Source organism: Nitrospirota bacterium, assembly GCA_023229435.1.
GTDB lineage: Bacteria > Nitrospirota > UBA9217 > UBA9217 > UBA9217 > JALNZF01.
On the sequence record JALNZF010000023.1, the window covers coordinates 1 to 16004 of the forward strand.

Here is a 16004-nt window from a genome sequence, read left to right on the forward strand (position 1 = left end):
GCCCGCCCGCAGCGCCTTGATCGACGTGTCGAGCGATGCATAGGCGGTGACGACGATGATGATCTGGTCCGGGTCCTGTTCCCGCACCCGGGTGAGCATCTCGATCCCGTCCATGCCCGGCAGGATGATGTCCGTCAAAATAACGTCGTACGCAACGGTTTCAAGCAGGGAAAGGCCTTTCTCCGCCGACTCCGCGCCGTCCACCGTGTACCCTTCCTTGACAAATATGCGCTTGATGGACTCCCGCAGCGTCTCTTCGTCCTCTACGATCAATATGTTCCTCGACATGAAACCTCAATCTTTTTTTATCCGCAGATTACGCAGATTTCGCGGATTAAAAACAAGAGAACTGATTTTTTTGTTAAGTCACTAAAGCATTATATAATTTTCTTTCCTGATCTTCATCTGCGCAATCTGCGTAATCTGCGGACCATGCTTATTCTCTCGTTTCCATTGATAGGACCGCAAGATCGAACAACAAACTACCTCCCGAACTTCTTCTTCAACTTCGCCACCACTCCCTTCGGCACAAGGCTCGACACGTCACCGCCGTAACTCGCGGCCTCCTTCACAATGGTCGAGGTGATGAACGAATATTCTTCGCTCGGCATCAAGTATACCGTTTCAATCGTGTTATCAAGCCTGCGATTCATGAGGGCCATCTGCAGTTCATACTCAAAGTCCGATACGGCACGCAGCCCCCGGATGATGCCGACCGCGCTCTTCTTTTCTACATAATCAACGAGCAGGCCGTCAAAACCCTCGATCTGCACGTTATTGCGTTTGCCCAGTGCTTTCTTGAACATGGCAATGCGCTCTTCAAGAGAAAAAAGCGGCGTCTTCTTGGGATTCTCCGCCACCGCTACGATCACCTTGTCGAATATTCTCAGGCTTCGTTCAACGAGATCGATATGCCCGTTCGTGACAGGATCGAACGTTCCGGGGTAAACAGCAATGCGTTTCATGGTATCTCCTTAATGAAGTGATCAGAAGCCAGGGGTCAGGAGTCAGAATCCAGAATCACGCTATAGCGTGACTGTCTCCTGACTTCTGACTGCTGAATGTATAAAACGCCAGCACGGTATCTCCATAGTTCGCTTCGCGATACAGCGTCAGACCGCCTGCGCTCGCGGGTGACGGTTGTTTCTTAAAGTGTTCTGCGATCACGATCGAATCAGGCTTCAGGATATTCGCCCCTGCTATCAGTTCGAGCAAGGGCTGCATCTCATCCGCGTACGGCGGATCAAGGTACACGACATCGTACAACCCCGACGGTTTTTTGAGGAATGACTCGGCCTTCGACAGCACGGTCTGCGACTGCTCTTTGAAGCCGGTCTGCTCGAGGTTCTCGTTGAGCACCTGCAACGATGCGCGCGACGCGTCCACAAAAACCACGCGCCCCGCCCCGCGGCTGAGCGCCTCGATGCCGATGCCGCCGACGCCGGCAAAAAGATCGAGAAACAACGCGTCTGCCACCCTCTCCCCGAGGATGTTGAACAAGGCCTGCTTCACCTTGTCGGACGTCGGTCTCACGCGGGACCCTGCCGGCGCCTTCAACCGTCGTCCTCTTTCTGTTCCTCCGGTCACTCTCATCACACGTTCACTCAAGCGATGCTACAGAAAAACTCATTCTGAGTCAAGCATTTCTTGGCTTCGGACAACAAAAAACCTTGCCGGCCGCTATAGAAGCGGGTTTTGCGGATTAGCAACCAAATCCGATAACCGACAAGGTGAGCTCGTGATATGACAAATGTTTTTGGGTTCAAGATCGATAAAACCGGAGAAGAACTGACAGCCTATAGAAGATTAGCCCACCTGGCGGAGTATAGCCATTGTTCACTTATCTCTTTTTTTGATTTTAGCTATGGACAAGATGTAATTTGCCGTGAAAATGTAATCGCCTACATAGTCTCTTTTCCCGTCACTGTTCAAATCATATTTCGACTTCGACGGTGAACCACGCTCCTTCAGGAATTTATCAAAATCGGCGTCCGTCACTTCAGCAGATCTGCCCAACCGTATCTTCGGTTTTGAGGCAACCGTTAACGGGAAAATCATTGTCACCTTATCCTGCAAAACGGTCAATGCTGCTGAATTCACCCCTTTATCAGGTTTTATCTCTGCTATCCAGATGTTTGTTTTCTCGGGGTCTTTCACAAGGGAAATAAGTCGCGCACCCTTTAAGCTCACGTCCGGAAAATCCTTACCGTAAGCTAAAGCAATGAAAACAACCTTAACAGTGCTTTTCCCATCTGACAGGATTATCGGCGGTTCCTGCTGGAATCCGATCAAGGGTTCATGATTGAATAATGCAGTAAACACCTTTTGGCTACGCTCCCCTTTAAGATCGCGAAATCTTTCCAGGACGCTCTTTTGTGTATAAACAGCCTTTTCTTTTGATGCGCCTCGATGGTCATGCGTTGCAATAACTTCTTTTGAGATTGTCTCTTCAACAACAGATGGCGTCTCTTTAACATTATCAACCCTCGGTTCTGATACCGTTGGCGGCTCCTGTTTCTCGGGCATAACTGTCTCAACTGGTGGATTCACAACGCCACCTATGACGGTCCGATTGCCTCCCGTATAGGGAGAAGGCGTTATGGCAATTATAGTATCTGATGTCGTTGATGTCGAACCCTGATGCGATGACGCACTGGGGGGGCTTGTGTTAGCTGAGGATTGATTATTGACCTGAGTTACTGCAGGGAACGGACTTCCGCTTAGATTCGATATGGCTGCGCGAAGAGAGGTAATGCCGCCTTCGGCACTCCCTGTCCGATTAAATGTTATTTTCGCTATGTTGCCATGCCCTCTTATCGGGTTCGTTGTAATGATTGCGATGCGTACGATTCCTGTTACATTAGGATTGACCGCCATCATAGCGCCAACAATAAAATCCCCTTGGCTGACTTGGGGGCTTGATAAGGTCAGTGCGTCGTAGGTAATAGTAATATCGAGCGCGGCAACATCCGCCATCCCATCGCCTTGGAGCAAATAAACACCATTACCCGACGGCGTTAGTGTGATGGTCGAAGCAGCAAAAACGGATAAAGCGCAAACGTGCACGAGAATCACGATGCTGATGATAATTCTAACGTTCATCATCCTCAATTATTGGTTATTCACGGTAAATGCCGAAGTAAGACCGGATATCGGAGAACCATTGAGGTCCGTCACGGTGATTGAAGCAACGGTAAAATCAGCAGCCTGTGGACTGTTTCCTGCGGCAATATCCCCGTTTACTATTGCGAACTCACCAATCCCGAAGCCGCTGGTATTCACAACCAACAAACGCGCTTTGGCAGGTGTTGCACCACTTGCTGATGTATAGGTTGCCAGAATCGTCGAGTTAGAAGATGCTACACCTGATGCAACGACAACACCTGCATCGGTTTCCGGTGGATTGGTCGTGCTCCTGGCTGATACGCCAGGGGCCAATGAAACAGTAATATCAATGCCGCCTATTAACGTACCCGACGGTAGAGCTCCTGTAGTTGATATTTTCACCGCCGACTTTGTTGGTTGAGTGCCTCCGCCGGCAACCGTGCTCCCGCCACCACCACATGCAGTGACGAGTAGCAAGGAGATTAAAATAACACAAGCAAATTGTCTGTGACCATTCATGAAATTATCCTCCGTACATACCAGCCGACTGCAATAAACAGTCTGTCAAACCTCTTTTGCTGATTGCTATATATTACCAGGTCACTAGGCCCACTGCTCTTCTCAATATTACCACTACATCGCCGATATCAATTACGCCGTCCGGTTGCGGTGTTCCATGCACCAGCGGGGCCACATCGCCGCGCTCCAGATCGGTAGCAGTCGGCTGGATCAACCCGGCGGCAATTTTGAGCGCCCTAAGTGCGTCGTTAACATCAACGACTCCCGAAGAATCCGGATCGCCCCATCTAACGTAGTTGATGTTTCGCTGAGCCATACTGTGGTTTCCCGCTTCATCTGTGGCCGTTGCAATAATGGCATGAAGACCTTCCGTAGAGAAGGTGAGCATCTGCTGGACGGTTCCGTTCGTCACCGCAGGCGTGTAGGTGTTCGTGCCATCCGTCACGACAACTGAAACGGCGGTTAACGCGTCGGAGACCGTTCCCTGGAGAAGGACACTGCCGGTCGTATTCGGCTCGTCCTGATTCGGCATTGTGATCGCAATGCTCGGCGCGACGCTGTCGTAGGTGACTGTCCTGTTGACCGAGGCCGTGTTGCCCGCCAGGTCGGTTGCCGTAATGCCGATGCTATTCAGGCCTATTGAGAGAGTTGCGGTATAAGCGAAGTTCGTACCGGTCATCAAGGCGAAGGCCGGGTTGCTGTTATTGACTTTTATGCTTACGGTCGCATTCGCATCGGCAGCGCCGTTTACGGCTGACAGCGTCTGGTTGGTCTTGCTGTTGTCCGCGGGCGATGTAACCGTGAGCGCAGGCGCGGTCTGATCTAGGATGACGGTGCGAACATCCGTCGTCGTGTTGCCCGCCTGGTCCGCGGCCACAGTGGTGATCGTATTTGACCCGGTCACGAGCGTCACAAGATGGCTGAAAGTGTTATCCAGGTTCACCGTCACAGTATCACCGCTTATCACGAGACTCTGTATAAGCACATTGTCTGTTACGGTCCCGGCTACGTTGAGGTTCGGATTGTTAGTATAGGAGCCATCGGGCAGCGTGGAGAGCACCAGACTCGGCGCTGTCGTGTCGATGACTGTTGTATCAAGCGTTATTGAAGAGGTGTATACGCTCGACGTATTGCCCGCGCCATCCTTGAACCAGACATATACGGTTTTCAGCCCATCGCCCGCAGAAAGAGTACCTGGTTTTGATGTGGCATAGGCTTCCCATGAGGAACAAGATGAGCTGTTGCTGACGCACATCTGCGAGACGCCGCTTAGCGAGTCAGCAGCGGAAAGGTCGAATAGGACTGATGTTGAATTCGTGTTGCCATTCCCCCTGTTAATCGTAATGGAGCCAAGCGGCGCAACGGTATCCAGAATAATAGAACGGCTGGCCGCATTCGACACATTCCCTGCTGCATCTTTGAACCATGCGTAAACAATTTTTGTGCCGTCTCCGTTGCTCAAGGTATACGGTACATTAGCGCTGTAACTGGTGATTGAATTTATCGCTATCCAGCCGGCCGCCGCAGCTAAAGGAGCGGTTGCAGTTTCAGATATATAGTATCCTACAACGCCTATATTGTCTGACGCGCTCAGATTGAGGGTAACGGTGGTCGCAGTTGCATACGCTGCATTGTTGTTTATGGTTACTGTTCCCGATGGCGAAACTGTATCGGCAAGGTTAAATGTCGCGGTCACGTTCTTTGCCCCAGCCATCGTCACATTATGACTCTGTGCTCCGCCATCACTCCATGAGCTGAATGCATAACCACTGATTGCCGTCGCGCTTACGGAAACACTATCGCCGCTATTGTACCAGCACCCGCTTTCACAACTTGGACTCACCGTGCCCCCGGCCGCAGGACTCACCAATGTTGTTAACTGATACTGAGTTGCACTCTGTCCCTGTCCCTGTCCGCCACGAACGCACCGGACGTAGAACCAACTAACACTAACGGACTTCAAGATCATTGTGGGCTGGCCCCAGTCTAAGTCCACGAACCACGCATAGCTCGAATATTCGGCGGAGGTAGTAGACGACAGATAGTAGGAATGACTGGTGGCATTCGGAAAGAAATTTCTGTCAATAGCAGGATTGTATATTGTATCGTCGGTTATTGACTCAAGCTCCTTGATATTCGGCAGACGCCAGTCTGTTTGTCCGCTTCCAGAGGGCAGTTCAAGGTTTTCGCAATAGTTGAGTGCGTTAGACCGCGTCATACCCCCTGACTCTAACTGCTGCCACATCAGGCCTGTCGAAGTATCCGTTATTGTACCGTCATGATTGTCGTCAAAATTACCAAATGACCCAGACTGTCCGCCGCGCACGCACCGAACGTACCCACTACCGTACTTACCGCTGCCGCCGTACACGCCGCCGTTGTCGAAAACCACGAGCCACGCGCTACCCGGATCGTACGCGAGGGTAGTAGACGACCAATTCAAATAGTCAACGTACTTGGTATTCGTGAATATCGGGTTAATTGTCGGTCCGGGATATTGGATGCTGTAGTCAACGATGCTCATCAATTCTTTTTTTGATGGCAACCGCCAATCTGATAAACCTCCCGTCGTCAACTCGCCACAGACATCTTGTGTGGTTGGATTGTCGGTTGCGTCATACGTGCCTGACGCCTTATACCAGTTGTAAGTATTCCCGTCATCCTGCTGCTGCCACATCAGGCCTGTGTTGTTGTCCGTCACCGTGCCATTGCCGTTATAAGTGTAGGACATGGGGTTGATGTTGTATGCCCCGTCCTGCCCTGTGCCGGTACAGCTGATAATATTCCCGATCGAATCATAGCATTGCGTCTGGCCGGTGTCGGGGAGTCTAAAGGCAATAATGCCTGATGGCAATGTTGTAAAGCTTTGGCCAGCGCCATATGAAGTGCCAGCGCTGTTCTGCCCCACAGCCCTGAAATAGTAAGGGGTCGATGGAGCAAGCCCTGTCAAAGGCGTGCTTACAGCTACCAGACTTGATCCGCTGCCAATGGATTGGGAAGAGGTGCTGCTTCCGTAACCGGTGGTCGTGCCATACTCGAACCAGACACTGGTGGCCAAACCATTGGGATTTACGGTGCTGCTTATTGTAGCCGAGTTCGCGCCAATAGAACTTGCAGAGCCGGTGGTTACCGAGGGCGCAGAATTATTTGACTGCACCGTGCCAATGACACTATTATTGCCGGAGGTTAAGCCTGTTTTTGAAGCAGTAACATTTACTATGCAATTGCCGACATTATTCGGCGTCCACATATTTCCATAAACCCCGTCATTCGCGGTTCCGTCGTTATGCGCTCCATCATCGTAAAGGGTAATTGAAACATCCCCATTACTGAACGAGGCAATGACTGTGGTCCCCGTAACGCTACCATTGCAATTATCAGTTACAGCGGCCATTACCGAAGTGCCACTGCCCTTGCTGGCGCTAAATCCAGAAGATGGAGCATTGATGCTCACAGAAAGAGATGAAGAGGTGCAAGAGCATGATTGAGTATTCTGTGTGCCGAGATTTGTCCAGCCCGTCTCAATTCCATCCCCATTCCTTGCCTTCACTCTGAAACTATATGATGTTCCACATGTCAGTCCGGTACTATTCCAGTAAGTGTTAGCTGTCCAGCCGGAATTAGTCCCCGTGGTCATGTTCTCACTATAATACTCTGTTCCGGAACGATTGCCGTTTGCCGTCCAGTTTGCCTGTATACCGGTCTGGCTTATATTGGAAAATGAAGAGGTCCCCGGTGTATTGGCACTTGTCGTAAAAGTCGCATCCAAGCCGTAATTCGTGCCTCCACTGTTGGTGCCTACTGCACGGAAGTGATACAACGTATTGCAGGTTAGGCCGCTTATACTTGCCGTCAAAGAAACATTGCCTGAACCGGAGCCAAGGCTTTGTGCTGACGTAGAGAAGCCATAGTCTGTAGTAAGGCCGTACTCAAAGTAGGCAGACGTACTTGCCCCGTTAGGGTTGACCGTGCCGTTCAGAGTCGCGCTCGTCTGCCCTATGCCACTGGCTGAATTTGTAGTCACCGTAGGCGGCGGTATCGCACATACGCTTGTCGTAAAGGTCACGTCTGATCCGTAGTTTGTTCCTCCGCTGTTCGTTCCCACTGCCCGGTAGTGATAAGGCGTATTACAAGTAAGTCCGCTTAGCGCTTGCGTCACCGATACACCGCTGGTCCCACTCCCCATGCTCTGCGATGACGTGTTGTTTCCATAAGAGGTTGTCGTACCCCACTGGAAGTACGCCGTAGTGCTCGAGCTGTTTGGGTTCACCGTTCCGATCAGGGTTACGCTTGTTTGTCCTATCCCGCTGGCCGCATTCGTCGTCACCGTCGGCGGCGTGGTGTCCGGCGCGTTGTAGGTCACGCTGTTGTCGCTGCTGGTGGAGGCGAGGCTGGAATTGCCTGCCCCGTCCTGGGCCGCGCCTGCGGGAATGGACGCCGTAATGGTGCCGCTTTGCGTCATCCCGCTCACCGCCACGTTGTAGGTGGTCCCGCTGCCGGTCACGCTCTTGCTGGTCGCCCCAGCGGTTCCACCAAGCGTCACATCACCGCTCGCAAACCCGGTCACCGTTTCGCTGAAGACCACCGTGAAGTTGATCGGTGAATTGCCAGTCGGGTCCGTTTGCCCTGCTGCTTGGTTGATCGTCACCGTCGGCGGCGTGGTGTCCGGTAGAATCGTTACGTTACCAGTGATTGAAAAGTTAAACGGATTTTCATCGCTATCGCTGTTGGAGAAGCTGATTTGCCCGCTTTTAGTACCAATAGTCGAAGTATCCAATTGCACCGTAAAAGTGTCTGAATCTCCAGCAATTAGAAACGTAGGGAGGCTTTTTGTTAGAGTGAAACCCGACGGCACATTTACCGCGCCCAAAGTAAGGCTTGATCCACCATCATTGCGAACAGTGAACGTCCGCGTCGCCGTCTGGCCTTGCTGAACACTACCAAAATCTGTGTTATCAGAAAGATTCGGTGTCGTATCGTTATCGACGATTGCCACAGAATTACCCAGCACAGTAATCTCCGGAGTTGTCGGCACGAAGTCAAGCGGGGACTGGGGAGAGATTACTGAGACCGTAGAGCCGGGAGTCGCCGTTATGATGCCCTCATATCCGCCAGTTCGGTTCTCAGGGAATGGGAACTCCGTAAAATACTTATTGGGAACCCATGGTCCCGGCGTGTGGAGCAACAGCCGATCAAGCTGGAAGAACTGACTGACTCCGATGGTCGGATTTTCAACCATGTATGAGAAAAGGTTTACGACCGCGCTGTGTGCATCGACCCAGCCAAGACCCGTTTTAACAACAAAGGCCTCGTCAGCTGTGGGTGGTGTCGACGCCGCTCCGAGACTAGAACTGTGAAACGCCCAAGAGAACTGTGAATGTGCTGCAAAGTTAATTTGACCAAAGTCTTCCGGGTTATACCATCCATCGCCCTCTTTTGCAGGGTCTAGCGCTACTATTGTATTCACGCCACCGTCAATTCTTTCCGCAATTTCATCGGCCACGTAGCCACCCCAACTGTGTCCTACCAAATTTAATAACGACCCGGTAAACCTATACCCGGTGAGTGCTTGGGCAGCCCACTGGGCGACTGGTTGAATCCAGTTTTCTTCGTAGAAATCATACTCACCGTGAGGCATCGCAGGGCCACTCCAGTCGAGAGTGAGAACTTGTTCGTTTGGAAATTTGTTTGCAATGGCTTGCGCAAGCCTAAGAATATTTTCACTGGTCCGCGAACCATCTCTGCCGTGAATCACAATCCATGTCTGCAGCGTGTTAGTAATTGGTCGCGGAAAGGAAGAATCTGTTGGGGGCAGACGTTGAATATCCACGATAAACGTCTCAGTTCCACGTCCGGTTCCAATGTCGCCAACAATCGTACCGGTAATGCCAGGGGAAATGATCAGTTTGTAAGCTCCAGTGCTACCGTTGGCATCTCCGTTACCGGTGATCGGGTCGTATGAACTATTTCCAGATCCGGAGACTCCGACATAATACGTGCCAGAAATCGTGAAAAGATATTCCAAATACGACGATCCTCCGCTAGAGGATTCGTCCGGCGCAGCGTCGTTGTCGCTTAAGGCGAGTTGCGTTCCGCTGCTGTTGAAAAGGCGAATGTAAGGGTCAAACGTGCTGCCCGAAGGCCGATCAATGTCTAAGCCAATCCGCTGTCCCGCCAAAACAGTGAATGAATACATATTCACATCCGTGGACAAATCAATAGTTCCATCTCTCACGAGCGCCTGCGTCGTATAGCCGAGCGACACAGCCTCGCTGATTTGATCGTTCGGATCGTCAGTCACCGTAAACGAACCGTCAAGCGTCGGACTGGCCAAGCTCGCAGTGTCGTATGCCGTCGATGTCCAATTGATCGTCCGCGCCGTGCTGAACGACCGTGTAAACGTCACGCTCGCTGAACTCCCACTAACGGTCTTGTGCTCTACCGCCGTGCCGTCATTCCAGTTCAAGTCCACGTTATTGAGGTTCCCGTCCACATCCGCCGCGCTCACCGTGATCGAATACGCCTGGCCCGTCGTCACACTCGCCCCACTCGTACTCGTCAACGTCAGCGTGGGCGCGTGATTGACCGGCGCGGACTGGGTCGTGAAGCTAAAAATGCTCGACCAGTTGCCGTTGGTCGTTCCTGGTCCTCTGCCGCGCACTCGCCAGTAGTAAGTGGCTCCCGCAATGAGCGCCGATGATGGCGTGTACGATGTGCCGGCGCTTTGAGGGACAATTACACAGCTTGAGCAGGTGGAGTCCGCCGGGTCGGTCGGCAGCACTGCACTGCTGGCTGCTACCGCAATCACGTAGCCCGCAGTGACCCCAGTTACCGCACTCCAACTGAATGTCGGGGTCGGCGAAACCCCCGTCGCTCCGTTCGACGGAGCGCTCAGCGTCGGAGGGAGAAGATTCTGGGCAGTCGCCTGGGTCGTAAAGCTGTACGTGGTTGACCAGTTGCCATTGGTCGTTCCTGGTCCTCTGCCGCGCACTCGCCAGTAGTAAGTGGCTCCCGCAATGAGAGCCGATGATGGCGTGTACGATGTGCCGGCGCTTTGAGGGACAATTACACAGCTTGAGCAGGTGGAGTCCGCCGGGTCGGTCGGCAGCACTGCACTGCTGGTTGCTACCGCAATTACATAGCCCGCAGTGACCCCAGTCACCGCACTCCAACTGAATGACGGGGTCGTCGAGACACCCGTCGCTCCGTTCGACGGAGCGCTCAGGGTCGGCGCAGTAAGCGTCGAGTCCGTCACCGTAAACGAACCGCTTAACTGCCCACTGGCCAAAAGCGTCGTGTCGTAGGCTGTCGCCGACCAGTTGATCGTCCGTACCGTGCTGAACGATCGCGTAAACGTCACGCTCGCCGAACTCCCACTAACGGTCTTGTGTTCTACCGCCGTGCCGTCATTCCAGTTCACGTCCACGTTGGACAGGTTGCCGTCCACATCCGCCGCGCTCACCGTGATCGAATACGCCTGGTTCATCAGTACACTCGCCCCACTCGTACTCGTCAGCGTCAGCGAGGGCGCGTGATTGACCGGCGCGGACTGGATCGTGAAGCTGTACGTGGTTGACCAGTTGCCGTATGTCGTTCCTGGTCCTCTGCCTCGTACTCGCCAGTAGTAAGTGGTTCCCGCAGTGAGCGCCGATGGTAGCGTGGCCGATGTGGTTGCGGCGGCCACCATAGAAACACAACTCGGGCAGGTGGAGTCCGTCGGGAGGGTCGGCAGCGCTCCACTGCTGGTCGCGACCGCAAGCCAGTAACCCGCACTGGCCCCAGTTACCGCACGCCAACTGAATGTCGGGGTCGGCGAAACCCCTGTCGCTCCGTTCGACGGAGCGCTCAGGGTCGGCGCTAGAAGATTCGCAGCGCTTGCGGATTGCGAAAAGAAGATCAAGAACGAGAAGAGAATAAATGGGACGGTTCTATTTATTTTCTGTTTGGTAGACATAGTTAAAGCCCTCTTCATTAATATCACGATATAACCATTTTTCACTGACACGAGAACCTACGTTGACACGCGACGTGCATTTGTCCTGGCACTTTTCGTTTTATCATCATCGACTCACCTCAATATCTTCTTGTTCAGCTAACACATTCTCAACAACGCTCACTTCAAACGCCTTCGTCACCGCGCGCTAATTGACAACCTTGAGAATATCTGTGACGCTGCCCACGTGAAACTTCCATGCTACTTCACTGCAAATCGTTGTTGCTGCCCAACGCACTCCGGAAACCAAAGAGCTCATCCAATCCCTCGCGCATGAGGACGAGCGCTATAAGTCCATGAACACTCCACATGGATCGTAGATGTAACTCGTAATTTGAAACAGACGCTTTATAAGGAATCAGGATGTACTTCGGAAAAACATATTGTATAGAAGGAGTCCCCAAGGATAATTTCTCGGGCATTATTCAGCCTTCCTAAATGACGTCGAACTCTGAGGTGGGGCGCAATACATTTAAGGTAATAATGAACCGATTATAGAGCTATCCAGTGATGCGGTCAAGGATTATTCGATGGGGTAGTTGCGGGTGATTAAACCGTTCATTGTCGAGAGAACAACTCCGTTGATATGCAGTGTGCATATGTCATTATTATTTTCAGCATTATAGTCCCTGTTGTTTTGTTTTCGGTTCGCCTAATATGCTGACCATAGGTGAGCTAATGGCAAACAATGATATCTCCCAAAAGATACGAGAACTCCGCAAATCGCTGAAACTGACACAGAGTCAGTTCGCGAAACTTGTGCATTTAAGCGTAGACAGGGTCGGCAAGATCGAAAGAGGCATCGGCGGAGACCCCACGGTTGAGACCTTGGAAAACATCGCCGATGCTCTCAAAATGCCGGTCGAAGACCTGATCTATCCCACGAAAAAGAAGACGACGCATAAGCCGACCAGGGAACTTGCGGATCTGATCGCATATCTGCAAACCCGCACGCCAGCGGACATCAAGTTCATCCATGAGCTTGCAATCAAGATATTGGAGAAAAAGTAACTCGATTTCGTAAATTAAATCAAACATCCTGTACCAATACGTTAAGCCGTGAATACGGCGAATAATATCCCTTTTGAATCATTCCGGTCAGCAACAGATTTGCAACTTCAAGTGTGACAATGCCCTTTCTTACGGCCAGCACGAGCACACCAATCGTTCCGAAACCTTCACGCTTCTTCGATGAGCCATCATACGCGCATCGACATCATCCGTTAACAACAGTAATTTTTTGGAAAGAGCCAGACTCAAGCAGGACGATTCACCTTTTCCGAGAGTCTCAGAGAAGATCGCATAGGCATTTCTCTCAGGCTCGGAGTCAATTTTCAAAACAGTCAGCCACGACCAATCCCGAAGCGGCACGATACCTTTTCGCTCACCCCGTCGAAGTTCCTCCATTACAGCTTCCGTGGCCGCCAACGTATCACCAAGCACAGCTCGCAACAGTTGTTCACGTTCAATCAACGCGAAGTTGGACAGGACCGTATTGTCGGCTACCGCCTTGGTCACCGTTTCGCCGCCTCAACCTCGGCATTTATGTCATCCGTGCTTAGTCTCCGGATCGGGATGCCTTTCTCCATCATTTCGCGTTCAAGCTCAATGCGCGTCAAACCAAGAATTTCCGCCGCTTTCCCCAAGTTAATCTTCGCATCGAGATATGCATTCATCACCACCGCTTTGTGCAGCTGCGGATTCTCTTTCCATAGATTCGTTAGAGCCATGTCAACCAATTCCGGTTGAAGTTCGCCAACCTTTTTCAGTTCCTCAACTTCCCATAACATAAACATATGCTACCTCCCTCATGTCCAATAGCAAATCAATAAAGTCTTCAATAAGCTCACCGATGTCATTAACATCATCCATATCTCTCATCCCTGTTGAATATTGCCATCTTTTTTGTTCCATTCGTTATAAGTATACACTAAAGCAAAAAGAAGAAAAACAGATATTTCGTGGCCTACTTTGTGGGATTTGCGCCGCCTCGCGGGAGGACCGCAGTTTTTTCTGGGTTGACGGGCTTCTTGACACTCATGGACAATGCGTATATACTTTTTTTATTCAAGGAGACAGCAACATGCGTATAAAGACGCGACATGCCGTTTTCATAGCTCTCATCCTGATCATTGCCGGTTCGTTCGTTCTCACGGTGGCCGCGGACACGAAGAAGACGAAGAAGATTACAAAACCGACTCCTCCCGCGGCTGCGTCAATCCCTTCCGCACGGAAGATTCACCTGATCGAGATCGACGCTCCCATCACACCCGTGGTTGCCGAGTACATCATCAAATCCATTGACCGCGCGTCAAAAGCCGGGGCCGAGGCGCTCATTATCCAGCTGAACACCCCGGGCGGTCTCGTTGACTCCACCCAGCAGATCGTGATGAAGATGATGGCCTCCGAAGTTCCGACCGTGGTCTATGTGGCGCCAAGCGGCGGTCGGGCCGCTTCTGCCGGCGTGTTCATCACGCTCGCGGCCAACATCGCGGCCATGGCGCCGACCACGCATATCGGCGCGGCCCACCCCGTGCAGATGCAGGGCAAGATGGACGAAACCATGGAGAAGAAGGCCGTGAACGACCTTGCCGCCATGATGCGGGGTATCGCGGAAAAACGGGGCAGGAACGCGAAGTGGGCGGAGGATGCCGTGCGGCAAAGCGTTTCCATCACCGAGACCGAAGCCCTCAAGAACAAGGTTATCGACTTCGTTGCGCCGGACATTGCCTCGCTCGTCAAAGCGATGGACAACAAAACCGTTGACGTGGTCATTGGAAAAAAGACGCTCAAGACCGCTGGCGCCGAAGTGGTAACCATGAAGATGGGGTTCCGCGACAAGCTCCTCGGCATCATCAGCAATCCTAATATCGCCTATATCCTCATGATCCTCGGCTTCTACGGCCTGTACTTCGAGCTCTCGAATCCCGGCGCCATCTTTCCCGGCGTGGCCGGCGCCATCTGCCTGATCCTCGCTTTCTACGCCCTCCAGACCCTGCCGATCAACTACGCGGGACTCATGCTCATCATCTTTGCCATCGCGCTGTTCATCGCCGAGGCTTTCATCACGAGCCACGGGGTCCTTGGCGTCGGCGGGACCATCGCCATGCTGCTCGGTTCGGTCATGCTCATCGACTCTCTTGCCCCGGCGCTCCAGATCTCATGGGCCGTCATCATCCCGGTCGTGGCCATGTCGGCCATCCTGTTCATCGTTACCGTCACGGTCGCTGTCCGCGTGCACCGGGAAAAGACCGATACGGGCCAGGAAGGACTCATCGGGAAGCAGGCGGAGGCGAGATCGGACCTCAATCCAACCGGCCAGGTGTTCGTCCGCGGCGAAAACTGGAACGCGCGAAGCAACGGGTCCGTTCAAAAAGGTGAGAAGGTGAACATCGTCGGCATCGATGGACTTACCCTCATCGTGAAGAAAGCAGAATCCTCTGAAAAATAAAACTTCGCTGATGGAATCGTGAGGGAGTGAGTTATCTTTATATCTCACCAAATCCGCAATTGCGGCCAATAAAGACACCCTAATAAAGGAGGCGTACAATGCAAGTTTACGGGCTTGGATTCATGATTTTCATATTTTTGGGCGGGTTCTTTCTGTTCAACACACTCAAGATCCTGAAACAGTACGAGCGGGGCCTTATCTTCACCCTCGGCAAGGTCAGCCTGGAACACGGCGTGAAGGGACCGGGCCTGATCGTCCTGATCCCGGGCATCCAGAAGATGGTGCGCGTCAGCCTCAGAACCGTGACCATGGACGTCCCGTCGCAGGACGTGATCACCAAGGACAACGTGACCGTGAAAGTGAACGCGGTGGTCTATTTTCGGGTCATTGATCCGCGCAAGGCCATTGTCGAGGTCGAGGATTTCTACTATGCCACATCGCTCATTGCCCAGACCACGCTCCGGAGCATTCTCGGCCAGAATTCCCTCGACGACCTGCTCTCGAACCGTGAAGCCATTAATATCGAGCTCCAGAAGGTGATCGATGAACAGACTGAGCCCTGGGGAGTCAAGGTGTCTACCGTGGAAGTGAAGAATGTGGACCTGCCGGCCGAGATGCAGCGCGCCATCGCGATCCAGGCACAGGCGGAGCGGGAACGCCGGGCCAAGATCATCCATGCCGAAGGCGAACTCCAGGCATCGGCGAAGCTGGGTGAAGCCGCCGCGGTCATCAGCAAGAACCCGATCGCGCTTCAGCTCCGGTACCTCCAGACGCTTACCGAGATCGGCACGGAAAAGAACACGACCATCATATTCCCCCTGCCGATCGATATTTTTACGGCGTTCCAGAAGCTGGTGGACAAAAAGGATTAGCAGGCTGTTGAAAAACGCTCCGTTTACCCTTCGACCCTTCGGCAAGCTCAGGGTTCAGGGCGAA

The 16004-nt window shown here is 52.5% G+C and carries 12 protein-coding genes; 4 read left to right on the plus strand and 8 right to left on the minus strand.

The window, feature by feature from the left end; all coding sequences use genetic code 11:
* From M0R70_13130 to M0R70_13155, 6 genes are all read right to left on the minus strand, one after another.
* Positions 1 to 288: response regulator (locus tag M0R70_13130; protein MCK9420314.1), on the minus strand; the 288-nt coding region annotated here is incomplete at its 3' end.
* Positions 289 to 482: 194 nt separating this feature from the next.
* Positions 483 to 965, minus strand: a complete 483-nt coding sequence (gene coaD, locus M0R70_13135) for a pantetheine-phosphate adenylyltransferase (GenBank protein MCK9420315.1) — start codon at positions 963 to 965, stop codon at positions 483 to 485.
* Positions 966 to 1020: 55 nt separating this feature from the next.
* The gene (gene rsmD, locus M0R70_13140; GenBank protein MCK9420316.1) at positions 1021 to 1593 is read right to left on the minus strand and encodes a 16S rRNA (guanine(966)-N(2))-methyltransferase RsmD; all 573 of its coding nucleotides are present in this window, start codon (positions 1591 to 1593) and stop codon (positions 1021 to 1023) included.
* A 243-nt stretch (positions 1594 to 1836) separates the two neighbouring features.
* A complete protein-coding gene (locus M0R70_13145; GenBank protein ID MCK9420317.1) occupies positions 1837 to 3105 on the minus strand; it encodes a cohesin domain-containing protein in 1269 nt (422 codons plus the stop codon).
* A gap of 6 nt (positions 3106 to 3111) precedes the next feature.
* Entirely contained in the window at positions 3112 to 3624 is a 513-nt protein-coding gene (locus M0R70_13150; GenBank protein MCK9420318.1) for a hypothetical protein, read from the minus strand.
* Positions 3625 to 3697: 73 nt separating this feature from the next.
* The gene (locus M0R70_13155) at positions 3698 to 10432 is read right to left on the minus strand and encodes a DUF1566 domain-containing protein (protein MCK9420319.1); all 6735 of its coding nucleotides are present in this window, start codon (positions 10430 to 10432) and stop codon (positions 3698 to 3700) included.
* 10 nt (positions 10433 to 10442) lie between these two features.
* Between M0R70_13155 and M0R70_13160 the strand changes: the two genes are divergently transcribed.
* Both M0R70_13160 and M0R70_13165 read left to right on the plus strand, forming a co-directional pair.
* Positions 10443 to 10625 carry a hypothetical protein gene (locus M0R70_13160; GenBank protein ID MCK9420320.1) on the plus strand — a complete coding sequence of 61 codons (183 nt, stop codon included), beginning with the start codon at positions 10443 to 10445 and terminating at the stop codon, positions 10623 to 10625.
* 1670 nt (positions 10626 to 12295) lie between these two features.
* On the plus strand, positions 12296 to 12628 hold the full coding sequence (locus tag M0R70_13165) for a helix-turn-helix domain-containing protein (protein ID MCK9420321.1): 333 nt from the start codon (positions 12296 to 12298) through the stop codon (positions 12626 to 12628).
* Between the two features lie 129 nt (positions 12629 to 12757).
* Here M0R70_13165 and M0R70_13170 read toward each other — a convergent pair whose 3' ends face one another.
* A complete protein-coding gene (locus tag M0R70_13170; protein ID MCK9420322.1) occupies positions 12758 to 13135 on the minus strand; it encodes a DUF3368 domain-containing protein in 378 nt (125 codons plus the stop codon).
* Positions 13132 to 13413, minus strand: a complete 282-nt coding sequence (locus tag M0R70_13175) for a UPF0175 family protein (GenBank protein MCK9420323.1) — start codon at positions 13411 to 13413, stop codon at positions 13132 to 13134. Before M0R70_13175 ends, M0R70_13170 begins: the two co-directional genes overlap by 4 nt.
* A 287-nt stretch (positions 13414 to 13700) precedes the next feature.
* Between M0R70_13175 and M0R70_13180 the strand changes: the two genes are divergently transcribed.
* The gene (locus M0R70_13180; GenBank protein ID MCK9420324.1) at positions 13701 to 15068 is read left to right on the plus strand and encodes a nodulation protein NfeD; all 1368 of its coding nucleotides are present in this window, start codon (positions 13701 to 13703) and stop codon (positions 15066 to 15068) included.
* Positions 15069 to 15166: 98 nt separating this feature from the next.
* Complete coding sequence (locus M0R70_13185) at positions 15167 to 15940, plus strand: slipin family protein (GenBank protein ID MCK9420325.1); 774 nt, start codon at positions 15167 to 15169, stop codon at positions 15938 to 15940.
* Positions 15941 to 16004: the final 64 nt, after the last annotated feature.

Excerpts from the sequence above, each read along its gene's own strand:
- rsmD (MCK9420316.1), bottom strand. The coding sequence starts at position 1,593 with ATGAGAGTGACCGGAGGAACAGAAAGAGGACGACGGTTGAAGGCGCCG.
- M0R70_13145 (MCK9420317.1), bottom strand. The coding sequence starts at position 3,105 with ATGATGAACGTTAGAATTATCATCAGCATCGTGATTCTCGTGCACGTT.
- M0R70_13180 (MCK9420324.1), top strand. The coding sequence starts at position 13,701 with ATGCGTATAAAGACGCGACATGCCGTTTTCATAGCTCTCATCCTGATC.
- M0R70_13185 (MCK9420325.1), top strand. The coding sequence starts at position 15,167 with ATGCAAGTTTACGGGCTTGGATTCATGATTTTCATATTTTTGGGCGGG.
- M0R70_13175 (MCK9420323.1), bottom strand. The coding sequence starts at position 13,413 with ATGTTTATGTTATGGGAAGTTGAGGAACTGAAAAAGGTTGGCGAACTT.
- M0R70_13165 (MCK9420321.1), top strand. The coding sequence starts at position 12,296 with ATGGCAAACAATGATATCTCCCAAAAGATACGAGAACTCCGCAAATCG.
- M0R70_13150 (MCK9420318.1), bottom strand. The coding sequence starts at position 3,624 with ATGAATGGTCACAGACAATTTGCTTGTGTTATTTTAATCTCCTTGCTA.
- coaD (MCK9420315.1), bottom strand. The coding sequence starts at position 965 with ATGAAACGCATTGCTGTTTACCCCGGAACGTTCGATCCTGTCACGAAC.